This is a genomic window from Rhodococcus sp. KRD175 (assembly GCF_017168275.1).
Taxonomy (GTDB): Bacteria; Actinomycetota; Actinomycetes; order Mycobacteriales; family Mycobacteriaceae; genus Rhodococcoides; species Rhodococcoides fascians.
The window spans coordinates 1-24710 of record NZ_JABFAQ010000016.1 but is presented as its reverse complement, the minus strand read 5'-3'; the positions used below and the strand labels follow the sequence as shown (position 1 = coordinate 24710).

Below are 24710 nucleotides of genomic sequence, written 5' to 3'. Positions count from 1 at the left end.
TGCGGTGAGTCGGCGTCAATCGACGCCGACTCGCCGCCCATACGGCACAGGCGTCGAGCGTCGACGCGAGCCTCAGCCGACCGTGAGGAACCGTCTACGACTGCCGATACCCGACAATGGTGACCGGCGAGGCCGGACACAGTCCCATGCGGCTCTCGCCGCGCTCCGTTTCCTTCGCTGGTGACGCAGGGAACCCACACCGACCCCAGAGGATTTCTTCTGTGCATTCTTTTTCAGGCCCGACGCGGCGTGTCCGCGCTACCCTGATCGCCTCGATCATCGTTGTTGCCGCGGCATTTTCGGTAAATGCTCCAGCTTCGGCGGACCCTGCTGCACCCCCGGTGAACGCATCCGAAGCCGTACGACAACTCGCTGAACTCAATGCGACCGCCTTCACTCTCACCGAGAGCATGTACGCCGCGCAGGACACCCTCGATCGTCGCCGCGGCGAACTGAGTACCGCAGTTCAATTCGCCCACGAGACCTCGGCGGCGGCTCGGGAAGCCGAAGTGGCCGCATCTGCCAACCGTCGAGCACTGGCCACAGCTGTCGACGCCGCGTACAAAGGTGTACCGCAATCCCCTCTCGGGGCCGTTCTGGTCGCGGACAGCCCACAGCAACTACTCGATCAGATGGTGTTGTTGGACCGGATCCTCGCCGATCGAGCCGCTGCACTCGCCGACTCGACACAGATCGACGACGAAGCGCGAGACCAGCTCGAACAAGCCCGGCAAGCACAGGCGTCCGCTGCGGTAGCCGAGGCGGACGCCGCACGTACACAACGCGACCTCGAGCAACGCCAGACCGACCTGGCCGATCAGATCGCCAAAATCACCGACCAATTCGCCGCCCTCACCGATGCGGATCGAGCTGCCATCGTCAGCCCCGGCACCACGAATCCTTCCGAGCTACCCGCCGCCGTCTCGGCTGCGAGTGGAACATCAGCGGAGGCGATGCGCATCGCCCTCGACCAACTCGGCAAACCCTATTCCTGGGGAGCTACCGGGCCGGGGTCCTTCGATTGCTCCGGACTGATCTACTTCGCCTACAAACAACTGGGACTGACCGTTCCACGCGTGGCCGCAGACCAAGCACGAGCGGGCACACCTGTCTCCCGCGAATCAGTGCAACCGGGTGACTTCATCTCTCTCTACTCACCGATCGGACACATCGGGATCTACATCGGCGACGGGAAATACGTCAACGCCCCCACCGGCGGCGACGTCGTCAAAGTCGCGCCCGTTCCCTGGGATGAAGTGACCGCAATCAACCGGCCCATCGCCACCTGATTCGATGTCCACGGTCCGGACGCCGCGACTGCGAGGAGACCGGATGCCCGTGTGGCAGACCGGTAAGATCGAACCGGTGAGGACTTCAGCCACGGAACCTATGAACCAGAAGTGGCTCCTAGGTGCTGTTTGCGCTTCGATAGTGCTGTTCGGAGTCCTTCTCATGCATTCTGCGCCGATGTCGTTCGCAACGGCGACGAGTATCGGCGAACACTCGATGACCTCGACGGTGAGCGCTCCACCTGCCGTCGACGAGCATTCGGGAGCATCATCTGCGACAGCATCGGAGAGTGGTTCCGCAGCACACTGCGGGAACGGCTGTGGCGATCACAGCTCGGTCATGCATCTGTGTCTGGCTATCATCGGTGCTGTCGCGGCGTTGGCCGTCTTACGGGCAATCGTTGTGGGCTTCGCCGGTTCTCTCGTCCACGCTGCGCGGCTGTCGGCAGTTCGTCGTCGAACCGGGCACCCGCCGCCCTGGACCATTTTCACTCTCTCCGAATTGTCTGTGCTTCGGATCTGACAGGTGACTCACCGTTGTGTGAGACACAGATGTCGACGGGTCAGTGTGCCTGTCGATCCGAACCACCCCACCATAATTTCAGGAGTTTGTTATGCGTTCGAATCGATCTACCCGTTTCACGATCGCGATAACGGCGGCTTCCGCTGTCGCCGCCGCAGTTCTCGCTGGCTGCAGCAGTAACGACGGCGAAATGAACATGCCCGGCATGTCGAGCAGCGATACACCGGCCTCGTCGTCCTCCGAGAATTCCGCCGAAGCATCGGCCGAATTCAACGATGCCGATGTCACGTTCGTCGAAGGGATGTACCCCCACCATGCACAAGCGGTGGAGATGGCTTCACTTGTCGACGGCCGAACCGAGAATGCTCAGGTCATCGAGCTGGCCCAGGCCATCGAAGCAGCTCAAGCACCGGAGATGGAGCAGATGAATGCCCTGCTCACCGCATGGGGACAGCCCGCAGCGTCCGCCGACATGGGCGGAATGGACATGGGCGGAATGGACATGGGCGGTATGGACATGGGGAGCGGTGGCATGACCGGCATGATGAGCCAGGAAGACATGGACATGTTGTCGGCCGCTAACGGAGCGGAGTTCGACTCCATGTGGCTCACCATGATGATCGAGCACCACAAGGGGGCAATCGAGATGGCTCAGATCGAGTTGGCCGACGGCTCCAATGCTGATGCCAAGGAGCTTGCCTCCACAATCATCGATGCGCAGCAGAGCGAAATCTCCACAATGGAAAGTTTGCTCGCCCAGTAACTCTCAATTCTGGGAACTATCAACCGTAGGGCGGGGCTCGGCTAATACCGAGCCCCGGCCCTTCGGTTTCGAAGGACCTGGCCCTTTTAGCTGCCACACCGATCAACACGGCCCCGGAAACATGCCCTCCCCTGCTGATGCACCCGCCTGCGGGGTCCTTGGGACACGCAGATCCGCGGTAGGGACAGGGGGCGGCTCTCGGATCGGGTCATCGCGGCCCGGCGGGGGCGCGCCGTCGACAGAGAGTGGGTTCGATACCACCGGCACTGGCAGTTGGGGAGGCGTGGTCTTGCACGTGCGGCTGCTCGGTTTCCTTCTCAGATGGGTAATACAACCGAACTGACGAATTCATTGCGTATCCAGGCAATGAACAGACCCCACACCCCCGTCAGCAGGGCGACACCGACGGCGATCATGATCACTCCGCCTGCCACTTTGATTCTCTGCGAGTTCCGCCGTAGCCAGCCGACACCGCGCATCGCCGAACTCGAGCCGAACGCGAGGACCACGAACGGTAGACCGAGTCCCAGACAGTAGGCGACGATGAGAGTGACGCCGCGCGCTGCGGTTGCGCCTTCAGTGCCAGCGGCAACGGACAACACCCCGGCGAGCGTGGGGCCAAGGCACGGCGTCCAGCCGAGCGCGAACACGCCACCGAGCAGCGGCGCTCCAGCAAGAGACGAGATGGTTTGCGGCGCGAATCGAGTGTCGCGTTGGAATGCGGGAATGAACCCGATGAACGTCAAGCCCATGATGATCGTGATGGCACCGCCGACCTGCTGAAGCACCTGTTCGTTGATGCGCAGGGTGCCGATGACCCCGAAAATCGAGGCGGTGGCGAGGACGAAGACGATGGTGAAGCCGGCGACGAACAACCCCGCTGCACCTGCCACGCGCCAGCGGCTTGCCAGCTTCGGCGGTGCTTCACCAGTCGAGGCGGCGGCGAGCGACGGCACGTCGGCACCTGCGATGCCCGCCAGGTACGACAGGTAGCCCGGCACCAGGGGCACCACGCACGGTGACGCGAACGAGACCAGCCCGGCGAGCATACATGCGGCGATCGCCAGTACCAGAGGTCCGCTCGATGCCAGATTTTGGAACGTCGAGCCAACGCCGCCTTGGGCAAGAAGAACAGTCATTCGTCTGCTATCCGTTCGACGACAGGGAGCAGGTCTTCGGCGAGGAGGGCACGCATGAACACTGCCGCCACCCGGTGCTCTCGATCGAGTACCAGCGTCGAGGGAATCACGCTGGTCGGGTAGTTCCCGCCGAGGGCGATCAGCGTCCGCATCGAGGGGTCGTAGATCGAGGCGTAGGAGACATTGTTGTCGACAACGAAGTCCTGCGCTTTGTCCTTCTGCGGATCTCGAACATTGATACCGAGGAACTGCACACCGCGCTCGCGGGTTGCTTCGTAGACCTCTTCGAGGTCGTCGGCTTCGCCGCGGCAGGGGCCGCACCACTGACCCCAGAGATTGATCACGACCACCTCGCCGTCATAGTCCGACAGAGCGGTGTTCTTACCTTCCTCCATCAGATCGGGTCCGGCGAGTTCACCGATGGTTCCGCGCGTTTCGGGGGGATCGTAGACGATGTCGGTTTGACCACCGGGTGCAACGAAATCGAAGCTACCTCCGGAGGGCACGGCGTCGGCGCCTGCGGAACATCCGGAGACCAGGAGTGCAACGGCAAGGATGGATGCCGTTGCCGTGGCGGGCAGACTGCTCTGTTCGCGTGTGCGAGCCCCCGTAGGGCGGCCGAGTCTCATGAAGTCGACGCCTTTGCTGCAGTACGGATCTGCGCCGATGTCTCGAACATCGTGGGATCGGTGACGCGGTCGATGCCCCAGTCTTGGCCGGTGACGAAGCTCGGGGCACTGTGACTTCCCTCTCCGGAATGCACTACGGACACGAGGCAGTCAGTTGATTCGGATCGTGGTCGTGGCTCCTGGATCCTGGTCCGGTCGATACCCGGTCGGCAACACCGGCCGGGTCGACGCGGGATTGACGCGACCGGTGCCGCATGACCTCGCCGAAGCACAGGGCGGCGGCTAGCAGGCGACATCAGTTCAAACCCGCGTACGAATGCAGTCCGGAGACCACCATGTTGATGATGAACAGGTTGAACAGCATGGCCACGAATCCGGCGATGTTGATCCACGCGGCCCGGGTGTCACGCCACCCGCTGGTGGCCCGGGCGTGCAGGTACGCGGCGTAGATGATCCACGCGATGAATGAGACCGTCTCTTTCGGGTCCCAGCCCCAGAACCGACCCCACGCGGCCTCGGCCCAGATCGCGCCGAGGATGACACCGATTCCGAACAGGGGAAACGCGAAGATGGTGGTCTTGTACGCCAGCACGTCGAGCGAGTGCGCCGAGGGGAGACGAGCGACGATCCGGCCCACTCTGCTGTCGGGGACGGCGTTGTTGTTGGGATATCGGATCCGGATCAGGAACAATGTGCTGGCTGCACCGGAGATCAGGAACACCCCGCTGCCGAGCGAGACGACGGAGACGTGCACGGGGAGCCAATACGACTGCAAGGCTGGTACGACGGGCGCCGCGTTGGCATAGAGCACAGTTCCGGCAATGAAGAGCAGGATCAAAGTCGGAACAAGGACGAACAACCATAGTGTGCGCAGTTGCTCCGAGCGCAGCACAATCAGTCCGGCAAGTATGCCGGCCGCGCATGTGACGGAGACGAATTCGTACATGTTTCCCCACGGCGGGCGGCCAGTGGCGATCCCGCGCAGGACGATCGACCCGACATGCAAAGTGAGTGCGAGCATTACCAGGGCGAGTCCCGTGCGGCCCAGGCGTTCGGACGGGGCTCTTCGCTCGGGGACCGGCACGTATCCCGGTGTCGATGATGTCGCTGCGATCAGTTGCGGATGCAGACTCGAGGCCCGGCTCAAAGTCGCTGTTCGCGTCGTTGCGAGTTGTGCGATGAACAGGATCGCGGCGAGAAGGTAGACCACAAAGGCGGTCTCGAAACTGATGTCGCTCCAGCGGGCGAGGTTGTCGTCGATCGGCATGGCGCTACACCGTTTCTGTATCGAGGGTCTCGGAGTGGTTCTTTGTCCGCGGCGTCCAGATTTCGGTGCGGAGGGTCTCGAATTCGGGTCCCCATCCGGCGTGATCGGTACGGGCGAGCCCGCCCATCTCCACGCTCGATCGGCCTGTTTCGGCCGGGAGTACACGGAACCAGACTCGACGTCGCTTGATCACCAGCGAGACCAACAGTCCGGTCATCATCGTGATCGCGAACACGAGCACCCACAACTGTGCGGGGTCGTATCCGACCTGCAGGTTGGCGAACTCCTTGGCGCCGTTGAATCGAATGTTGGTGCCGTCGGTGAGGGTCGTCGATTCACCGGGACGCAGGTTCACCCGATCCTGCTTGACAAGTCGGCCCTGGTTGATCATCTCCTGGTCCAGGGAGAAGATCGACTGGGGTATGCCGGTGTCGAGGCCGGTATCACCTTTGTAGATATCCACTGCCACAGCAGGATCGACCAAGTCCGGGAAGCGGGAGGAGAGCAGGGTTCCGTTGAATTGCGCAGTGGGAGCGAAGAGGCCCTCGATGGCGATCTGGCCGCGGCGTCGCTCATCGGCGGTGGCATAGGTCCCGCCGGGTGGATCGAAACGCAACGCCCCGCTACTCAGGAACGTGGTGGCGTCGTCGGGCCGGAACTGCAGGGCCTCGGTTCGACTCTGACCATCGGGGAAGGTCACGGTGAATTCCGGGGCGTACCCGTGGCCGGTGAGGTAGATGCGTTCATCTCCGAGCCGGAGGGGTTCGTTGACTTTGAGTTGATAGTCGCGCCAGGTGTCTGCGGCGATGTCGTCGGCGCTCTGGTAGGAGATGTTCGAGGTGAACATCTCTGCCTGGCCGTTCTCAAGGTAGTCGGCGTTGAAGTCCTTGACTCTGATGCAGAACGGCTCCAGCCCGGTTCCGTCGGTGCTGTTGCCGGCCCGGAAGGAGTCGTAGATGGCGGGCGAGGTGTTGCAGAAACCGGGCCCGTTGTCGGCGATGACGATGACCGATCCTTCGTAACCGAAGAGCTTGCCGATGGCGATGGCCGCGAGCAGACCGATCAGCGAGAAATGAAAAAGTAGGTTTCCCGCTTCGCGGGTATAGCCCTTCTCGGCGGAGAGGGTGAGCGCCCCATCGGGCTCGGGCCTAACGGCAGTACGCCACCCTCTCAAGTGGGGCGCGATGTCGTCGATGACGGTTTTCGGGCTACCGGCGAGAGCGCCCGAATGATGAAGCGGTAGTCGCGAAAGGTTTCGGGGTACGCGAACTGGCTGTGCGCGAAGGGCTTTACCGTGTTCGATCATTCGGGGAGTCAGGCAGCCGATCAACGACACAAACAGTAGGACGTAGATGGCGGTGAACCAGAAGCTTCCGAATACGTCGAACAATTCCAGCGTGTCCATGACGGCCCCGAGAGCCGGGCGCGCTGCGATGTAGGAATCAACCGCCTGGGTGTTGAGATTGCGCTGTGGCAGCAGGGCGCCTGGGATTGCTGCGATAGCGAGCAAAAACAGCAGCACCAGTGCCGTTCGCATCGAGGTCAGTTGCCGCCACCTGTTGCGCACCGCAGCGATTGCTCTGCGTAACCGTCCCTGCGATGTGAGCGCCGGGGTTTGATCAGCTGTCACACCGCCACACCCTTTCGACGATTGCATCTCAATTACTATGCAACATAGTAGTTGATGGGCCGTGTGCAGTTGTGCGCGGTAGTCGCCTGGGCGAGAGGGTAAGTGCTGCAACCACAAACGTGGTACTTGGTCCATCCGGAACGCTGCCGGGCTGCGGTTCGGTTTAGGCCGCTTTCGGCCCCACGGTAGGCGCGGATCGGTTCTTCTACTCATGCCGTCCAAACGCGTTTCATCCCGCGGAGTAATACCTGTGCGGTGAGATCAGGCACACTTGCACTAGCTGTTTTGCGTGCCGAGTACGAAGCGGCGCGGTTCCCTCTGCAGTTGATCGAGGATGTCGCGATGTCCCAACTCGATGAGCGAGCGCCACTACGACTGGCCTACGAGGATGTACTGGTCACCGTGGATCGCGCCGCCGCGCACCTGCTCGATGACGGGCCCGCCGCCCTCTGGGTCACCACGGCCCTGCGCCAACGTCGAACCCAACAATGCCTGGCAGTTGAGGGTGCGGCCCGCATGGAACGCTGGAGGCGTCACCGCACACGGTATTCGTCGCTAGCGCGGGTAGACGGCGACATGGATCTGCTATTTTCGTCGTGTGTGTCCGATTCGGTTGAGCGAGTGTATTCGCCGAATTCTGCTCTGGTCCATCATGGCGGCCACGGCAGTGGCGGTGCTGATGATGTCGCAGGTCGCACACACCACCGCAGAGCCCGGCCACGCTCCGCTGGCTGCGGTCATCGAGAGCGTCCCGGAAATCGAGCACACGTCGGCGCCGGAGCAGGACGAGGGGATCGGCGGTAGCGCGTCCAGTCATCACGACAATCACGGATCCCTGATCGGGTCCGTCCACATAGCGGTGGCGATCCTTGCGCTAGGGCTGGCAATGTTGCTGCGCCGGACCGGATGGACAGTGCTACTGCACCAGCTTCGAGGTCTACAGGCATCGAGATCGTCGCCAACTGAGAGGTCGGTCTCTCCCCCTGCGCCGATGTCCGTGCTCGACGCGGCATGCCTTCTGAGGGTGTGAGAGGTCTGCGTTTGCGCAGATCGGTCCACCTTTCTTCTCGCGCGCCGCCTCCGCGGTGAGGGCGCGAGCCTGCCTCGTCGAGGACAACGCCATGCATATCATCTTCAACGTTTCATCGTCTACGCCGCACCTTTGTTTCCCTCATCCCAACCCCGCCGCGCCTCCTCCCGGAGTCGCGATCGTCCTTCGCGAGGCCGGGCCGCACGATCTACCGCAGAGCGCGCAGTTGCACCTCGACGAGCTACCGATTGGCCTGTTCCCCGAGCTGGGAGCACGGTTCCTGCGCCGGTGGCACCGCAGCTTCGTCAACCGACGACACGCCATCGCTCTTGTCGCAACCGATAGCGAAGGCGCCGTCGTCGGATTCCTCCTCGGCACCCTCGATCACCATGCCCATATCGGTGATCTACTGCGCGAGAAGATGACCGTGCTGCCGTTGGCTGCACACGCCGGTGCGGCGATGGCAGTCCGCCCGCGCACCGCCATGCGGTTCGTTCGTACGCGTCTTCGCCCCTGGTGCAGAGCGGTGGCGCGCGCTCGGCCCATCCCACTGCCGAACGGCGAACCCGAGACTCCCCCGGCCGACAGTGTCGCCGTCGTCGTTGCGATAGCGGTGAGCCCACGGGTGCGAGGGATCGGAGTGGGTGCACAGTTGCTCGACTGGTTCGAATCCGACTCTGCGCGGGCAGGTGCACGTTGCGCCGAGCTGTCCACCGATCTCGGGGTGGCCGACAATGCAGGCGGCTTCTACGAGCGCCTCGGATGGCAGAAAAGCGGAAACCGTCTCGATCGAGATGGCCGGACCATGCAGACCTACCGGCGAGAGCTAGACGGCCGCTGCGGCCGTGCTCCGCTCCCCTTGTCGGTCCCACCAACCCGGACGACCGCGAGCACTGCCCCGTCGACAGAAACGAGACGATGATGTCAAGCACCCGACGAACGGTGTTCGAACTCGTGGGATGCACTGCGCTCGCAGGCGTGCTGCTTGCAGGAGTGTTGTTCCCCATCGTCGGTGGCCTGGGATACGTCTCGAACCGCGCCGCTGACACCGACGACAACGTTTCCGGCGAACTCGCCGAGGGCGTAGTTCCTGCCATCTCGACGATGACGGACGTGGCAGGCAACCCGATCGCGTGGCTATACGAGCAACGCCGTTCCGAAGTGCCGAGCGCGAAGATCTCCAACGAGATGAAGCTTGCGATCGTCTCCGTCGAGGACCGGCGCTTCGCAGAACACCAGGGCGTGGACTGGCAGGGAACGTTGCGAGCGTTCTTGACCAACACCACCAGCGGGCAGGTCGAGCAGGGCGCATCGACACTCGATCAGCAGTACGTGAAGAACTATCAATTACTGGTCGTCGCTGACACCGACGCCGAGCGGCGTGCCGCGATCGAGACCACGCCGGCTCGCAAGATCCGCGAGATCCGAATGGCGTTGTCCTTGGACAGAGAATTGACCAAAGACGAGACATTGACCCGCTATCTGAACCTGGTTCCGTTCGGCAATGCCTCGTTCGGCATCCAAGACGCCGCGCAAACCTACTTCGGTGTCGATGCCAGCGAGTTAACGGCGACGCAATCAGCGATGCTGGCAGGGATGGTTCAGTCCAGTTCGGCACTGAACCCGTACACCAACGTCGAGGGAGTCACAAGCCGCCGAAACCTTGTCTTGGACAACATGATCGAAACCATCCCGAACCGAGCCGCAGAATTCGAGGCCGCCAAATCCGAGCCATTGGGGGTGCTGGCCGAGCCCAACACCCTCCCACGTGGATGCATCGCCGCCGGTGATCGAGGGTTCTTCTGCGACTACGCACTCCAATATCTTGAGGACGCCGGTATCAGCCGCGAGCAGATCGACGAGGGCGGTTATCTGATCAAAACGACTCTCGACCCGGCGGTGCAGAACTCGACCCAGGCCGCACTGACCGCGAACACAGATCCCGACCTCGACGGTGTCGCCACCGTGATGAATGTCGTCGCACCCGGACAGGACGAACACCGCATCCTCGCCATGGGCAGTAGTCGCACCTACGGACTCGATGCCGACGCCGACGAAACGGTTCAGCCGCAACCGTATTCACTCGTAGGCAACGGCGCCGGGTCGATCTTCAAGATATTCACCACTGCCGCCGCGATGGAACGCGGACTCGGCACCAACGCCACACTGCAGGTTCCCCGGCGCGTCGAGGTCAGGGGGTTGGGCGACGGCGGCGCGCGTAACTGCCCGGCGGGCGCTTACTGCGTGGAGAACGTCGGAAACTACCCACCGGCGCTGACGGTCACCGACGCACTGGCGCAATCACCGAACACGGCGTTCGTGAAGTTGCTCGAGTCCGTCGGTGTCACACCGACAGTCGACATGGCAGTGCGGCTAGGGCTTCGCTCCTACACCCTCCCCGGCTCGTCTGGATTCGACGAGCAGAGCATGGCCGACCTCCAGAAAGAGCAAAGCCTCGGCTCGTTCACACTCGGACCTACCTGGGTCAACCCGCTCGAGCTGTCCAACGTCGCAGCTACCCTCGCCTCGGGAGGTACTTGGTGCCCGCCGAACCCGATCGACTCCATCTCCGACCGCGAGGGTGTAGCTGTACCGGTCACACAACAAGCGTGCGAGCAGGTCGTCGAACCCGGCCTGGCCAACACACTCGCCAACGCGATGAGCAAGGACGACCAACCCGGAGGAACCTCGGCATCGGCGGCCGGGTCCGTGGGCTGGACGCTGCCGATGTCCGGGAAAACCGGCACTACCGAATCCAACCGATCCTCGGGCTTCCTCGGCTTCACCAACCGCTACGCCGCCGCCGTCTACACCTACGGTGACTCACCGACACCGGGCCAGATCTGCTCCTTCCCACTGCGGCCCTGCAGCTCCGGGAACCTCTACGGCGGTAACGAACCCGCACGAACCTGGTACGACGCGATGGACCCAATCGCCACGAACTTCGGCCCCATCGAGCTGCCACCGGTCGACGACAAATACGTCCGCGGCTCCGCCAACGGCCAAGTACCTGAGGTCAGCGGCATGAGCCAGTCGTCGGCCACATCGAGATTGGAAGCAGCAGGATTCTAGGTGACCGTCGTCACCACCACCGGTCAGGGCGCTCGCGGTACCGCTACCGGCACATCCCCATCCGGCGCGGCGATCCCGGGATCGCTGATCACGCTGTACATCAGTGACGGCTCCCCCGCCCCCGACCGCACGCCCACGCCAGCGCCGCCCAGTATCGACATTCCCGGCCTGCCGCTACCGCCGCCGCGGTGATCACCCACGACACTCACCCTTGAGACCCCCGCGCACGAAAGGAAACGCCATCACAGTCAGCCGTCGACAACTGCTCACAGCCGCAGCGGTTTTGCCGCTCACAGTCAGCTGCACCATCAACACCGCCGACAGACAATCCCCCAGCCTCGCACCGAGCAGTAACGCATCTCCCGCACGGTCCCCGGCCGTGAGCGCACCGAGCAGTCGATCATCGGCCCCGGTGAATCCGGGGCGGTGGATGCCGACAGCTGGCGAAGTGATGCCCGAGATCAAACGCGCAGCGACGAGCTTCCTCGAAGCAGGTGGCAGCTGGAGCGAGGGAGGAGGAGTACTCGACAGCTTGCGCACCGCAGGGGTATCGCTCGAAGTCGCGGCGACGGCAGCACTGCTTCAACCCGACGAGGCCCTCGCCAGCACCCTGCGAGTGGTGTATCCGCAGTACGCCGGAATCGGTCCAGAGAGTGCTGCAGTGATCGTGCTGTTCGACCAACTCCTACAACGCCCCACGCTCGCGCAGCCGGCTGAGACGACCCGGCAGATGGCACTCGATATCCGGCTCAAGCGCGACATCGCCGCTGGCGCGGCCTGGACGGTGGAAAAGATCAACCCTTTGACCTCTCTTGGGTCCCCAGTACCACTGACCGCCGCTGCGTCGTCGGTGCTGAGCAGCCCTCGCATCACGCTCTCCGAGCCTGCACGACTCGACATCGGAACCGGACGCATCAACAACAATGTGCTCCAGATCATGCTCGGACTTGCCGATCGATTCACCTACGCAGTGCAGGTGATGCACACCGGTCACATCCAGACCGTCTTCCCGCACCCGCGCTTGTCCAACCACGCAGTGGGACGAGCGGTGGACATCCGAGAAATCAACGGTCGGCGCGTTGTCGACGATCCCTTCAACAACCCAACGATCTCCGAATTCGTCACTGCGGCAGCCCTACTGGGCGCAACCGAGGTCGGAGGTCCGACCGACCTCAACGGTGACCGTCCAGGATTCTTCACCGACGACGTGCACAGCGACCACGTCCACGTCGGCATCACCCCGGGCGACGCACCGGCGCATCTGCGATGACACCGAACCGGATGGGCACTTCGGCCTGACCTGCCCGAAATACTATGCTGGTTAGTAGTTGAGTGCTCGCCACGGCGAGGCGGGTGAAGGTGTCGGAATTGTTCGCACTCAGCCGATACCGATCGTCGGTGCGATGTCGCTGCCACGGCTGTTCGCCGCCGAACGATCCGCGCTCGTACATCGCCTCAGTGATTGGAGATTAAGTGAATGGAGATGAAGGTCGATGCGTCTACGTCGTCCCGCACATACCGCCCGAGCAGTCACGTCCACCTCAGCCGCCGTATCCGGTCATGTTCACCGCGCCTGACCGGGAGATCACTTGGCGTTGACGCTCAAGCGATTACATCACCGAGCCCTCATCGACAGAACGAGAACCGCACTTTATGTCCATCTCGCTTTCCCGCATCCTGCTGCCGTCTCTGATCGCAGCTCTGTCCCTCGTTGGATGTTCCGCTCCGGCAGCGACTGACGGCGCGGCCGATCCGGCAGTGGTCGACTTCACCTCCTCACTGGCTCATGTGCACGGATTGCACGTCAACGCCGATGGCACCGTCCTCGCTGGTAGCCACACAGGACTCTTCGCCATCGGTTCGTCCGGAAACCTGACCAGGGTCGGCTCTTCCGACGATGACTTCATGGGTTTGTCGGGTGTACCGGCCACCGATACCCTCTTCACCTCCGGTCATCCCGGCGAATCCAGCACGGCGGCGAACCCACTGGGACTGCGTAGCAGCAATGACGGCGGAATGTCGTGGTCGGATCGGTCACTGGAGGGACAAGTCGACTTCCACGCGCTGGCTGCCGATGGACGCATCCTCGTCGGATTCGATGGCAGTACCGGTCTACTCGTCTCCGCCGACAGCGGCTCCACCTGGACTCCCGGCGCCGCTGCGCCCGCGGCGTCGTTGGCGATTACGAGCTCCGGAGTATGGGCGGTGACACCTGATGGACTTCAGCACAGCACCGACACGGCCCGAACATTCTCTCCTGTCCTCGACGCACCGAACTTGGTATTGCTCGCCGGTGCCGGCGATGCACTGTGGGGGATCGACACCGACGGATACGCCTGGCGTAGTCGCAACGGCGCCGATTGGCAGAAGCGTTCCGCAACCGGGTCCGTCGAGGCATTGACCGCGGTCGACTACGACACCGCCTACGCAGCCAGCCCCCAGGCGTTGTACACACTGACGTAACTCGGCCCGGTCGAGACCAGCCCGACAACAGATAGCGACATTTCGACGCGACCGCAGGCGGTCACCCGCGCGGCTGATGCGGGCGCTTGCCGCTGTTGAGCGGCTTACTCCCTCTTCCTCCCCTGGGGTTCGGCCCGCCACGAGATCCCGCGATGACACCGGGGTCCGACTCCGAGATATCCAGGAATGAGGACAACCGAAATACTTGGCGTAGAGATTCCGAGGCCGTACTGGATGCTGTCATGCAGGTGTGCCGAAATGGGAGCCCTGTTCGGTGTAGTCATGGTTCGCGGACGGTTGGCGTTGATCCGATTGCCGACGATGTGTCTGGTCGCGTTCATGGCGTGTGGGTTCAGGTTGCTAATCGTCTGGCTCCTCTGCGTGATCGGCCCTCGGCGTGGGCATTCGAGTGGGACTTGACCTCAGGGGTGGCCCGGCGCAGCCCGATCGTGAGCGCGACTCAGACGTGGGCTGAGCTCGGCGTTGATCTGAGTCGGCCGATTCCGGATGGTTTGGCGAAGCTGGATCTTGGGGACGCCACAGCATCGGTGCTGGCGCAGCTCGTTTCCGGTGGGCCGGGAACTGTGCTCCAAGAGGTCGGTGTGGAATGCCGTCCATCGGGTGCACATCGGCGTATGCAGTTCACGGCACACTTTCTCCACGACGGCATCGGCCCTACTGGTGAACCTCATCGGGTTGTTCGGGGAGTGTCTGTGGATATTGGTCCTTCGGAGGGTACTGAACACATCGATCGACGTAACGCGGGTCTGGATACGCTGGTTGCACGGTCGCTGTCCGATCCCTCGGAGTATCGCGCGATCGCTGACCCCGATTCACTTCAGCTTTTGTACTGGTATGGCGACGCTCCGACTGGCATTGCATGGCAAACAAGCCACTTACCCGGCGCTAAACCGGTTCTACACCCCGGTGACATTCCTGATGCAATCCGAATCGGACAATCCTTGAAAGTTGCGCAAGCCGGGGCTGTGGAATCGGCCGAATTTCGTTTTCTGACACCCTATTCGGATTATGTCGCGGTGTCGGTGTCTGCGAGAGCTATCGACCTCGATGACCGCTCCAGAGCAATCCTGGTGACGCTCCGACCACAGGTTCCGTAATTTCTGTTTCCGTTGCCAAGACAAGCCAGCTGTTGGTAGCGTTTGCCTACGCTCACCGAGCGCCTGTGGCACGCACCTTGTAGTAGTCGGGGCGGCCTCCACGTCTTTTTCGGACGTTCCACTCTCCTGCCCGAATTCTGCCTGACGCTGCTTTTAAGCGTAATGGCGTCTGGGCAGACGGACCTTACGAGGAATCAGTGCGGAAGAAAGTCGTGAAGAAGCCAGCAGTTCGCTCGTTCGCAAGGTTGTTGGCTACTGGTCTTACCTGCTTGGTCGTCATCGCGGCACCTAGCGTCACCGCCAGCGCGCAACCAGTCGAGCCCAGCCCCTCGGGGGGCGACTCCGCTCCGGTGGAGGTTCAGGTGCCGTCGATAAACGAGGCGCGCCGGGCGACATAGAGGGCACTCCACCTGGCCAGAATGCGCCTCCAGTCGAGGTGCCACCGGACTCCGGAGCGACGACCACCTCAGGTCAGAAGGTGGTCGAAAAGCGGAGTTCTCGCGAAGTGACCGACCCTGCCGAAGCGGAGGAAATTGCACAAAGGCTGACACAGAAGCATGCCGAGGAGTCGGGTATATCTGCACGCCAATCCGGTCCTATATGTTTCCAAACACGTTTTCAGTCGTGCAAAACATATTCGACCATCGTCGAGCAATTCATTCAACCCAATTTCCCTAACGGCCCGTTGGAGCCGATCGGAAACTGGGTCATCGACGTCACTCTCCAGGTCCGTAGCCCTCTTCAGACACAGACCAAAGAAAACGTGATCCAATTCTACGGCGATGTCTCGTCGACTTCTCCAACAACCACCATTCCGGGTACGTACTCTTTCCAACTCGTTGTTCTCGATCTCGCCAACGACAGCACCACTACCTATCCCGCCTACGTTTTTCCGATGGTCATCGGAGGGACTGGGTACCAGCAGTACGAGCATTATGTGACGAGAAACGCGACAAACGCGTTCGACAAGCGAACGCTTCAATTCATATACATTGGAGACTCGCCGGCGAACGACTTGGATGGTACTCCCGTTCGCACGCGCACCACCGGCCAGCAATTCAGGTGTGATGCTGCTCAATCAGTCAACTACGGCACCGGCTGCGTCAACCCGAACGAGAAGCCGACTGTCCAGTACACCCAAGCAGCGTTCCCGAACATATCTCAGACAGTTAAGGCTGGCCAGGCTGCCTTTGGTTTCGGAATTCCTGGTACTGGCGCGCCGCTGACTCGTGGAAATTCTGCTGACAATCAGGCAAATCGGGACGCCGCATGCCCACGGTCGTCACAACAGCGGTTGGATCTACTCGGCGAGAAACCTCTCAACATGAAAGACCCATCCTGCGATGAATACCCTTTCGCATCGACCGTGCAGGGCGGCTACGGGTCGACCGTCCGATGGGTCCCTCTTACCGAGAACAATAAACAAGGCACCCTTATGGTCGAATTTTACCGCGGGAACAGAGTGATGCCCGGTGACGACTACTTCGTTTCGGCAATCGGCTGAACGAGCCCGTTTCATCTTCAGAATCCGATAAAAGGTACCCAACGGAAAGGCCTCGAACATGAGAACTCGACCACTACGTAAAACAGCTACCATCGCCGCCCTGCTAGGAGCGTTGGTGCTCGCCGCTCCAGGCGCTGCTAGCGCGGACGTTGTCACCGGTTGGGTCGGCCCAGCAGGAAGTAACGGCGCAGGTGTTCAGTTCCTGAACACCTCCACAATCATCAATTCGCCCAACCTGACCGCACAGTCGAAGATCTACTCTGTCTTCGGCCAGCAGGTCGCACCCGGTGACATCGGCGTGCGAGCTCGACTGTTCAAGAGCGGAGCATTGTGTGAGGCTGTCGGCTACAAGTACAGCTCCACCGGTACAGCTTCACTGACACTGGGCACGACCGCGACCTGCGGGACAGGTTCGTACAACAGTCACGGTTTCACTGCGGTATGGGATGGAAGCAAATACCGCGAAGCCCTGACTTTCCCGAGCAACCCGCTGGACTGGACCGCCCCGGCTGCCCGGTCCGCGACCACCTCCGAGTCCGAAACGACCACTGTCGAGTCGGGAACCAATGCAGCGGGTCAATCCTTCGGACCGGGCGACACCGCACCGTCCGACGCGGAATTGCCCGACCTCGTCGCTGCGATCGGCACCGACGGAGTGCAGGGATACATCCTCAAGCAGGACCTCGACAGCGGAGCCACGTCGCCGGCCGAAGCTTCTAAGCTGCGCAAGCAGAACATCGACGGCACCGAGGTGTTCGGATCTGCCCCTAAGACTGTTCCCGTGTACGCGGAGGACGGAACGACTCAGGTCAGCGAGTTCGCGATTTCCTGACACCGTCGATGGCCGGTCCCGGCGTTCTCGGGGCCGGCCATCGAGCTGCGGTTATGCCGGGCGTCGCCGTGGGGCGGGTTGCGGCGGATAGAAGACTTTCATCGCGGCCTGTAGATCCAAACTCGATGGATCCAAGAAGATCGTCCAGTAACTGTCGATCAGGGGCAGATGAATGCCATACCCCCTCCCCCCGTGCTCGAGGACTTCCAACATTTCGTCGCGACCGACTTTTAGATCAGGTCGGTGGGTTTGACCAGCCAATACGGTGTATGTGTCGTACAAATCATTATTGAGTCTCGCGGTCAGGGTGGGTGCGTGGTTCGCCTCGAGATCTTGTCGTAGTTGCTGAACGACTGGTGTCTCCTCTGCGCGGTTTGCAGCACCGACCAAATCCTCATGGTTCACGCTCCGTTCCGCCGGAAGCGGCTCCGCGGGTGTACCGCGGTACACCCCGTCAGGGTCGGCCTGGGAGCGCAGCTCGTCGAAACTCAGGTTTGCTATGGACAGGTTGTTCTCCACCACCGCGAGTCGACTGGGAATCACGCGGAACGAGGCAGGTGCGACGCCTTCTGCAATATCGAGGACGAGAACGGGATGCTCGGGCTGTTCACACGCTTGTCGGTCGACCACAAACACGTAATACGGCGGTGGTGACGGGATCAATTCGGCAAGATCGGTTGGTGTCAGGTCACTGAACTCGCTGTCGTCGACCACGGTAAGGAAAGCCTGTGCCTCGGTTCCGTCGGCTTGTCGGTGAGAAGCTTGGGCATCAGCTGCAATCTGCTGCCAGACATCGTCGGCGGCGAAATGGGTACGAACGAGCAGGGATTGACCTTCCGGGAGAGTAGGCATAGCTCGACACTACCTCTCCGGCCTGTCATCGGACGGCCAGTTGCTTTGTCTCGCTGAGTAACCCGCACATATAAGCTTTAGTCAGCGTTCATACGTTCGGCAGCTGACGGGGACGGATATTCAACTGCGCTGGTGAGCGCGTCAAGACCACCCACTGCGGTGTTGTTCCCGTTGATGGAACGTCTGGCGGCGTGGTGTAGCTGCGTCAGAGCGATTGCGCGGGCGGTCATCTCGGCGATTTCGGCGGGTAGTGGTGGTCCGTCGATGGTTCGGATTCGCATGGCCTCGAGTGTGGCATCGGGTACCGACAGATTGTGTTGCGCTGCAACGGGTTGAAGCCTGAACCGCGCGTGCACGAGCGGCCCGTCTGCGCTGTGGTCGGGGTGTAGCAGTGCGGAGCGCAGCGGAGTTCGATTCGGCGGACGCCCGCAGGGTGGCCCGACCCTGCTCCCTCACGCTTTCCCGATCCCAGGCAATGGAGAAGGCCCGCACCCGGTGTGGGGTGCGGGCCTTTCGGTCTACGGGCTGTGAGCCGGTGTCAGGGCTGTTCGGCTGGTGGGGTGGTCGGGCGCCCTTCGGCGGCGTCACGGATCCACTGGGGTACCTCGAGGCCGTCGCGTTCGTACAACGCGACCGATGCCCGTGCTGCGGCCCGCGCGACCTGTGGTCGGGCTGCGGTGGTGCGCTTCTCGGTGGTGGTCATCGTGGGTCCTCCTGCTCGTTCTGGTTGTCAGTGTCCTCGGTTTGTGCCGGTGACGCCAGTGCTCGCCACAATGCCCGGGTTGCGACAGCGCGCAGGACGTCTCGTTCGGTTCGGGTGATGAGCGGTGAGTCGGTCACCGGTGTGTAGATGTCCCAGCCCAGGGCGGCTTCGGCTTCGTTGTCGCTGGTGGTGCGTTCGAGGCACCAGGTGATCCGTTGCCAGGCTTGGGCGCGTTTGTCGGCCACGGTGCGTTGGCGGACGGTCAGGGCGACGCCGACGACGGCGAGGACACCGACGATCAGGGTGACCCAGGACGGTCCTATACATGTCAAGCGATCCGTGGGCGGGAGCAGTGAATCGTCTGTCAGTCGAGCATGTGTCAGTCGTCGAGTTCGCAGAAGCGCAGGGCGTTCTGGAACGGATCCAGTAGCTCGACGGTCGGTCCACCAGGTGCGGAGCGATCGATACCGGGTCGCAGAGTCACCAGATGGTCTCGCCGACGCAGCTCCCGGTGGAACGCCGCGATGTCGACCGTCGGCAGCCACACAGCGGCCCCTGGTGTTCCATCCCCGTGGTGTTGACTCAGGTCCAGGTGAACACCGCCACGGGTGACCCGCATGTAGAGCGGTAGATCGGCGGCGAAGCGATGCTCGAAGTCGACCTCGAATCCGAGGTAGTCGCAATAGAAGTTTCGTGTCGCGACCTCGTCATACACCCGCAGGATCGGAACAGCCGCCAGCGGACGGGGAGCGAGAAGAGCGGCGCTGCAGCTGTTCCAGTCTCGAAATCCGGCAGTGTGAGCGACGGCCTCGAGTGACTGGGCGTGGGTCAATTGTGCAGCACCTGATTCGGCCAGGAACTTTCGCAACGTTCGTGCAGCGGACTTCAACTCATCGATGGTCATGTGAACGGGCATCAGGGATCCTTCGTTGGAAGCACAACCGAGTCCGGATGCTCGCATTACCGGCGGTCAGCTGCTTCCTGACGGATTCCGATGGTGGACCCTCAGAGCAACGTGTTCACCGAACCCCGGACGGGGCGCGAGCGGCAGGTACGTCAACCTCTGCTGACATGCTGCCACATCCTGCGAGATCAGCGACGAGATCGTTGAAAACCTCCCGCGCCACGAACCGCTTGAGGCACCTGATGACGTCCTTCTTCGACAACCCGTCACCGCGCCGGCGTTGCATGTAGTCGATCGTGCGTTGGTCGTACCGCAGCCGACACACGGTGATCAAGTAGAGCGCTCTGTTCGCGGCGCGATCACCGCCTCGGTGCAGCCTCATCCTCGTCGTCTTGCCCGACGAGGCAGGAACAGGGGCGACACCGCACAACCGGGCGAACGCGGCCTCGGAATGAAGCCGGCCGATGTTCTGCCCCGCGGTCACCAACAACTGCGCCCCGTTGACCGGTCCTACCCCGCACGCTGCGCGCATCGTCGGAGCCGTCGCGGTCACCAAAGTGTCGAGCTCGCGCTCCAGAACGGCGATCTCCTCGGCCAGATCGCTGGCCCGGCGACCGAGAGTCCGCAATGTCAACTTCGCAGCTTGTTCCGGATCGGACAGGCGCGACAAGTCCGGACGCAACCGGGAGCACGCTTCGACGGCTCCCTTCCCCCGCTTGTAGGTGATCGACTCACGCAGAGCCACCGGGGCGGTGATCAGAACATCTTGAATCTGTTGCAGCGCAACGGTACGAGCGTTCACTGCCGACTCCCGCGTGAGAAGCAGCATTCTGATCGATTCCACCGCTCCGGTACTCGACTTCGGAACGATGGCGTCGGCTCCGGTGAGGACGTGCCGAGCAGCCATCTCCGCATCGAGGGCATCGTCCTTCCCACGGCGAGCCCGCGCATGTTTGTTGGTCGTGTTGATCTCCGCGACCGACATGCCACGTTCGAGCAGGTGACGCGTCAGTCCCGCAGCGTACGAACCGGTGCACTCGACACCGAAGCTCGCCGGAGTTCCGAACGTCTCCACCCATTCCGACAGCTCGTTGTAGCCCTGCGCTGTGGCTCCGAACTGGCGCGCTCCGAGCCTCCTTCCACCCCGTGTGAGCACAGCTGCGTAGTGAGTGTCTTTGTGTGAATCGATGCCGACGACGATGTCACCGTCCATGTGATCCGAGCCTTCCCGTTCGACGGACTCGGCGGGCCTTCCGACCGAGTTTCGCGCTGGGTGGGCGGACGCTGGCGGTGGACAAAACAGTGATGGGGCAGAGTCGCTTCAAGGTCCTATGAAGTCACGCCGCCAGGCCCGACCACCGACGAGCGGGCCGCTCGACACCGCGACGACGCGTCTTGGGAAAGACACACCGGTCACTTGTGCGGTAGGTCAATCGTGGTGCCTAGCGACCCTGTGTCCAGTGTTCACTGCTTGAGCGGGCATCAGGGGCGTTCCTTCCAGGTGGTGCGAGGTTGGTTGCCCCGGTGCCGTCAGGCACCGGGGCGGGTGGTCACAGGCGTGCGGTTCCGCGGACGATGTCGCCTTCGATGTAGGTGAATCCGTCTCCTCGGCCGTCACGGAGCGCGAAGTGGTAGTCCGCTTGGATCCAGACGGTATCGAAGTGTCCGGCGCCGGTGAGGGTGCCGAGTAGGTCGCGGTCGGCTCCGTTGGGGAAGAACGCGACTCCGGACGAGGGCGGGTAGTAGCGGCCCAGGGTGTCGATCAGCGATTCGACGCTCCGACATTCGGCGGCCGCGTCGAGGGCCTTGTCGTAGGTGGTCCAGTAGTCGTCGTTGTCGTTGGCGGTCATGACTTGCTCCTCTGTCTGGTCGATCGGTGGTGGGCGTGGCGGGTCAGTAGTCCTCGTCCCACCGCTCTCCTGCGTAGGTGGGGTCGAAGTCGGCGGGTGCGTGGGCCGGGTAGCGGCGTCGGAGGTCGTCCTCGAGGTCGAGGCGGTCTTGCCAGTGCTTGTCGCATCTCGGGTGCGCTACTCCGGTTCCGGACAGTGCGTCCCGGTATTCGACGTCGCCGGTGCAGTCGGGTCCGTCCGCGATGCAGGTAGCGGTCTCGGTGTTCGTGGTCTCGGTCATAACTGTTGCTGCCCTTCGGAACTGGTGCCGGGTCGGTCTTGCGTCCTCCCCCCGTTTTTTCGCCGTTTCTGGCGTGAGGAGAGAAGGCAGCGCACGGGGCCGACGGGGCAACCCTTCGGCCGGACAGTTTTCGTGGGAGCGGAGCGAGCACGGGACGAAAAGTGTTCGACTTGTATGTGTGTCACGGGCACGTGGCAAGGTCAGCTACCTCTAGCGTCCCGTAGCAGGACGGGAGGGTTGACTCGAAAAGTGTTTGTCACCCGCATCCGGGTTGACCCAGCTCCGGTGTGTTCACTCTCCCGCCCTGCGTTCGCGGTGTGACTCGAGAGAGGCGTGAATCCCAGATACGTCAGGGACTGAAAGTCGGAATGTCCGCTGCGAATCCCCCTATCGACCAACACAGAAAGGGCACCAGCGCACACCATGATCGTCATCGGAATCGACCCACACAAGACAACCCACACCGCCACCGCCGTCGACGCGGCCACCAACACCGATCTCGGTTCGATCCGCATCGACGCCGACCTCGGGCACTACCAACGCCTGATGACCTGGGCCCAGTCCTGGCCGACCAGAAAATGGGCCATCGAGAACGCAGAAGGACTTGGACACCACCTCGCTCTCTGGCTCCTGGCCATCGGTGAAACCGTCCTCGACGTGCGGCCTACCGCGACCGCCCGAGTTCGACAACTCTCGCGCGGTGGACGACGTAAGACCGACCGCATCGATGCCGCCGCAGCGGCCTGCGTCGCGGCGTTGCAAGGCGATGCTCGCCGCATACAACCGGAGACGATCACCGACACCCTCGGGATACTCGACGAACGCCGAGAGAACCTGTCCAACAGCAGAACCCGAACAGTCAACCAACTTCATGCCTTGCTACGCGATTTGCTCGCAGGCGGCGCACCCACCGCACTCAGTCCCGCCAAAGCCGAGGCAGCGATCGAGAACTTCACCCCGCTCACAGCGACCGATACACAACGGCTGGTGCTCGTCCGCGACCTGATCTACGATCTACGCCGATTCGATCGACAACTACGCTCCAACAGCGCCCAAGCGAAGAAACTGCTCGACGAACACGGCACCCGGCTGCGCGAGATCGATGGCATCGGCGAGGTCGTCGCTACCCGCATCCTGGCCCGCACCGGTACACCATCGCGCTTCCCCACCGCTGCCGCCTACGCCACCTACACCGGCACCGCACCCGTGCAGATCGCCAGCGCCCACACTTCCCACCACCGACTCTCCCGGTTCGGTGACCGCAAACTCAACTCCGCGATCCACACCGTCGCCATCACCCAGATCCGCATGCCCCACACAGACGGCCGCGCCTACTACGACAAGAAGATTGCCGAGGGCAAAACACCCCGCGCGGCAAGACGATCACTCAAACGTCATCTCGCGACACACCTGTGGAAAATTATGCTCGCCGACCACATTCGATCAGCACACGACAACAGCTCCGCTCAACTCAATTCAGCCTGAGCGCCAACGGATTTCACATCTCGACTACCCGGCGCAGCCACATCGCTCACGGACGCACGCGCGCAGAACACGCCTGTACGAGCGCAGCGTTTGACATGGCCGATGTCTGCACAGAAAACCCTCTACGATCGATTCGACATGCCGCCGACGATGACTTTTCATTCAATCGCGAGTCTGACTGGATGACCATCAGAAATCATCGCAAGGAGTAGATCGAGATGACCGGCAAGGCCGAGAACAAGTCCGTAGAGATCATGACGCGCGAGCAGCGAGCCGCAACAGTTGATGTGCTGACGGATCTGACCGACACCGAGTGGACCGGTCCTACGTTGTGTCGCGGATGGACTGTTGCACACTTAGCCGCGCACCTGTCGATGCCGTTCCGGATAGGACTGCCGAGACTGTTCGTATCGCTCGTTGCCGCCCGTGGGGATTTCGATCGAGTAGCGGACCGATTGGCCAGACACGACATCGAGCGCCTAAGCCGATCCGAATTGGTGGAGGTTCTTCGGGTCAACACCACCACCCGGTGGAAAGTTCCGGGCAGCGATCTCACCGATTCGCTCTGCCACGATGTCATTCACGGACTCGATCTCACCGAGGGATTGGGCCGACCGTCCACCGCGACCTCCCAGCAGCTCCTGACCGTCCTTGAGACCATCGAAACCAAAAACCGCGCACGCCACTTCGGCGTCGATATCGGCCACCGCACCCTGGCCGCGAACGACGTGGACTTCACCATAGGCAACGGACCGGCAACGGCAATGTCAGCGACGACACTAATATTGACTCTTACCGGCCGAATCGTGTTACCAGACTGACTGTCTGCTCACGCAGGTACATGATGACGGCGCGCCCGCGGATCGATAATTCCGAGAACACCGCGAACGATCGCGCATGCCCCCGATCGAACCCATCGGCCAGGCGGTGTTGTCAGCCCCTCCCTCCAGATTTGGATGTGTCGATGTCGGTAACAGCGATTGCACGCGTCGGGTGAATGCGGCTGCAGACAACAGACTCGCGGCTTGACAAACAGAGAGGCACCGGAGCCTTCGGCCGTAGCGCAGCGGAGCGCGGGGTTGAGGCGGCGGGCACGGGTGATGAATGCTCGCCGGTAGCCAGAACCGCTGTGAAAAAACGTCTGTGCTCTTTCCACGGTGCGGAGCGAAGCGGAGCTCGATTCGGTGGACACCGTAGGTGGCCTGATCCGCCGGCCGGAACATTTCGGCCGGCGAATCTCCCGGTGCACCTAGACGGTATGGAGGTCTTGGCTGGGGCCCCTCCGCATGTAAGCGTGGGTTGCCGACAGGAGTGGGTCCTGGCCGGTAGAGCCACAGATGTGGGAGGCCCCAGTGAAGAATCATCGTACGAGTGTTG

Annotated in this window: 27 protein-coding genes and 1 pseudogene; 14 read left to right on the top strand and 14 right to left on the bottom strand. The window is 62.3% G+C overall.

The genetic code is table 11. From position 1 onward, the window contains the following. Nucleotides 1–341: 341 nt before the first annotated feature. The 3 genes from J1M81_RS26925 (at nt 342) to J1M81_RS22465 (ending at nt 2575) form a co-directional block, all read left to right on the top strand. Nucleotides 342–1289 (top strand): NlpC/P60 family protein, encoded by a 948-nt coding sequence (locus J1M81_RS26925; protein ID WP_032375702.1) that lies wholly within the window; start codon nt 342–344, stop codon nt 1287–1289. Nucleotides 1290–1293: 4 nt separating this feature from the next. After that, nucleotides 1294–1812, top strand: a complete 519-nt coding sequence (locus J1M81_RS27070) for a DUF6153 family protein (RefSeq protein WP_353852273.1) — start codon at nt 1294–1296, stop codon at nt 1810–1812. Nucleotides 1813–2017: 205 nt separating this feature from the next. Further along, nucleotides 2018–2575: a DUF305 domain-containing protein gene (locus J1M81_RS22465; protein ID WP_308051299.1), complete on the top strand. Its 558-nt coding sequence runs from the start codon at nt 2018–2020 to the stop codon at nt 2573–2575. A gap of 317 nt (nt 2576–2892) precedes the next feature. Here the strand turns inward: J1M81_RS22465 and J1M81_RS22460 are convergent, their stop codons facing one another. Genes J1M81_RS22460 through J1M81_RS22450 form a run of 3 tightly spaced genes read right to left on the bottom strand, consistent with a single transcriptional unit; the run spans nt 2893 to nt 4486 of the window. Continuing rightward, nucleotides 2893–3714: a cytochrome c biogenesis CcdA family protein gene (locus tag J1M81_RS22460; RefSeq protein ID WP_032375700.1), complete on the bottom strand. Its 822-nt coding sequence runs from the start codon at nt 3712–3714 to the stop codon at nt 2893–2895. Continuing rightward, nucleotides 3711–4343: a TlpA disulfide reductase family protein gene (locus tag J1M81_RS22455; protein ID WP_206498883.1), complete on the bottom strand. Its 633-nt coding sequence runs from the start codon at nt 4341–4343 to the stop codon at nt 3711–3713. The genes J1M81_RS22460 and J1M81_RS22455 overlap by 4 nt, the downstream gene beginning before the upstream one ends. Continuing rightward, nucleotides 4340–4486: a hypothetical protein gene (locus tag J1M81_RS22450; protein WP_155288776.1), complete on the bottom strand. Its 147-nt coding sequence runs from the start codon at nt 4484–4486 to the stop codon at nt 4340–4342. The genes J1M81_RS22455 and J1M81_RS22450 overlap by 4 nt, the downstream gene beginning before the upstream one ends. A gap of 11 nt (nt 4487–4497) precedes the next feature. On the opposite strand from J1M81_RS22450, the gene J1M81_RS22445 reads away from it, so the two are divergent. After that, nucleotides 4498–4629 carry a DUF3703 domain-containing protein gene (locus J1M81_RS22445; RefSeq protein ID WP_080733457.1) on the top strand — a complete coding sequence of 44 codons (132 nt, stop codon included), beginning with the start codon at nt 4498–4500 and terminating at the stop codon, nt 4627–4629. Between the two features lie 9 nt (nt 4630–4638). Here the strand turns inward: J1M81_RS22445 and ccsB are convergent, their stop codons facing one another. The 3 genes from ccsB to J1M81_RS22430 all read right to left on the bottom strand — a co-directional run bounded on the left by ccsB (nt 4639) and on the right by J1M81_RS22430 (nt 7777). Next, the gene (ccsB, locus tag J1M81_RS22440) at nt 4639–5610 is read right to left on the bottom strand and encodes a c-type cytochrome biogenesis protein CcsB (RefSeq protein WP_206498882.1); all 972 of its coding nucleotides are present in this window, start codon (nt 5608–5610) and stop codon (nt 4639–4641) included. A gap of 4 nt (nt 5611–5614) precedes the next feature. Then, the gene (locus J1M81_RS22435; RefSeq protein WP_052061714.1) at nt 5615–7267 is read right to left on the bottom strand and encodes a cytochrome c biogenesis protein ResB; all 1653 of its coding nucleotides are present in this window, start codon (nt 7265–7267) and stop codon (nt 5615–5617) included. 342 nt (nt 7268–7609) lie between these two features. Then, nucleotides 7610–7777 carry a hypothetical protein gene (locus J1M81_RS22430; protein WP_155288775.1) on the bottom strand — a complete coding sequence of 56 codons (168 nt, stop codon included), beginning with the start codon at nt 7775–7777 and terminating at the stop codon, nt 7610–7612. Between the two features lie 115 nt (nt 7778–7892). Here J1M81_RS22430 and J1M81_RS22425 point away from each other — a divergent pair, with 115 nt between their 5' ends. From J1M81_RS22425 to J1M81_RS22390, 8 genes and pseudogenes are all read left to right on the top strand, one after another. After that, entirely contained in the window at nt 7893–8270 is a 378-nt protein-coding gene (locus J1M81_RS22425; RefSeq protein WP_155288774.1) for a hypothetical protein, read from the top strand. 91 nt (nt 8271–8361) lie between these two features. After that, nucleotides 8362–9192: an N-acetyltransferase gene (locus tag J1M81_RS22420; protein ID WP_206498881.1), complete on the top strand. Its 831-nt coding sequence runs from the start codon at nt 8362–8364 to the stop codon at nt 9190–9192. Next, nucleotides 9192–11534 (top strand): annotated as a pseudogene (locus J1M81_RS22415) (transglycosylase domain-containing protein). The gene J1M81_RS22420 and the pseudogene J1M81_RS22415 overlap by 1 nt, the downstream one beginning before the upstream one ends. Before the next feature lie 238 nt (nt 11535–11772). Further along, nucleotides 11773–12612 carry a hypothetical protein gene (locus J1M81_RS22410; protein ID WP_094656082.1) on the top strand — a complete coding sequence of 280 codons (840 nt, stop codon included), beginning with the start codon at nt 11773–11775 and terminating at the stop codon, nt 12610–12612. A 383-nt stretch (nt 12613–12995) separates the two neighbouring features. Continuing rightward, a complete protein-coding gene (locus J1M81_RS22405; protein WP_032401329.1) occupies nt 12996–13805 on the top strand; it encodes a F510_1955 family glycosylhydrolase in 810 nt (269 codons plus the stop codon). A 449-nt stretch (nt 13806–14254) separates the two neighbouring features. Continuing rightward, nucleotides 14255–14923 carry a hypothetical protein gene (locus J1M81_RS22400; RefSeq protein ID WP_141215302.1) on the top strand — a complete coding sequence of 223 codons (669 nt, stop codon included), beginning with the start codon at nt 14255–14257 and terminating at the stop codon, nt 14921–14923. 505 nt (nt 14924–15428) lie between these two features. Then, nucleotides 15429–16427 carry a NucA/NucB deoxyribonuclease domain-containing protein gene (locus J1M81_RS26915; RefSeq protein WP_032401328.1) on the top strand — a complete coding sequence of 333 codons (999 nt, stop codon included), beginning with the start codon at nt 15429–15431 and terminating at the stop codon, nt 16425–16427. 58 nt (nt 16428–16485) lie between these two features. Then, nucleotides 16486–17259 (top strand): hypothetical protein, encoded by a 774-nt coding sequence (locus tag J1M81_RS22390; RefSeq protein ID WP_141216253.1) that lies wholly within the window; start codon nt 16486–16488, stop codon nt 17257–17259. Between the two features lie 51 nt (nt 17260–17310). On the opposite strand, the gene J1M81_RS22385 is transcribed toward J1M81_RS22390, so the two are convergent. From J1M81_RS22385 to J1M81_RS22350, 8 genes are all read right to left on the bottom strand, one after another. Then, nucleotides 17311–18111 carry a hypothetical protein gene (locus tag J1M81_RS22385; protein WP_052061711.1) on the bottom strand — a complete coding sequence of 267 codons (801 nt, stop codon included), beginning with the start codon at nt 18109–18111 and terminating at the stop codon, nt 17311–17313. A 77-nt stretch (nt 18112–18188) separates the two neighbouring features. Next, nucleotides 18189–18392 (bottom strand): hypothetical protein, encoded by a 204-nt coding sequence (locus J1M81_RS22380; RefSeq protein WP_141215061.1) that lies wholly within the window; start codon nt 18390–18392, stop codon nt 18189–18191. A gap of 257 nt (nt 18393–18649) precedes the next feature. Further along, nucleotides 18650–18814 (bottom strand): hypothetical protein, encoded by a 165-nt coding sequence (locus J1M81_RS22375; protein WP_155288773.1) that lies wholly within the window; start codon nt 18812–18814, stop codon nt 18650–18652. Next, on the bottom strand, nt 18811–19146 hold the full coding sequence (locus tag J1M81_RS22370; RefSeq protein WP_094656105.1) for a hypothetical protein: 336 nt from the start codon (nt 19144–19146) through the stop codon (nt 18811–18813). The genes J1M81_RS22375 and J1M81_RS22370 overlap by 4 nt, the downstream gene beginning before the upstream one ends. 47 nt (nt 19147–19193) lie before the next feature. After that, a complete protein-coding gene (locus J1M81_RS22365) occupies nt 19194–19730 on the bottom strand; it encodes a glyoxalase superfamily protein (protein ID WP_219520300.1) in 537 nt (178 codons plus the stop codon). Nucleotides 19731–19833: 103 nt separating this feature from the next. After that, nucleotides 19834–20931: an IS110 family transposase gene (locus J1M81_RS22360; RefSeq protein ID WP_206498880.1), complete on the bottom strand. Its 1098-nt coding sequence runs from the start codon at nt 20929–20931 to the stop codon at nt 19834–19836. Between the two features lie 337 nt (nt 20932–21268). Next, nucleotides 21269–21568, bottom strand: a complete 300-nt coding sequence (locus J1M81_RS22355) for a hypothetical protein (protein ID WP_094656104.1) — start codon at nt 21566–21568, stop codon at nt 21269–21271. 43 nt (nt 21569–21611) lie between these two features. Then, nucleotides 21612–21848: a hypothetical protein gene (locus tag J1M81_RS22350; RefSeq protein WP_094656103.1), complete on the bottom strand. Its 237-nt coding sequence runs from the start codon at nt 21846–21848 to the stop codon at nt 21612–21614. A 423-nt stretch (nt 21849–22271) separates the two neighbouring features. Here J1M81_RS22350 and J1M81_RS22345 point away from each other — a divergent pair, with 423 nt between their 5' ends. Both J1M81_RS22345 and J1M81_RS22340 read left to right on the top strand, forming a co-directional pair. Continuing rightward, nucleotides 22272–23333, top strand: a complete 1062-nt coding sequence (locus tag J1M81_RS22345) for an IS110 family transposase (RefSeq protein WP_206498879.1) — start codon at nt 22272–22274, stop codon at nt 23331–23333. A 218-nt stretch (nt 23334–23551) separates the two neighbouring features. After that, nucleotides 23552–24154, top strand: coding sequence for a maleylpyruvate isomerase family mycothiol-dependent enzyme (locus tag J1M81_RS22340; RefSeq protein WP_206498878.1), 603 nt, complete (start codon nt 23552–23554; stop codon nt 24152–24154). The last annotated feature ends 556 nt before the right edge of the window (nt 24155–24710 follow it).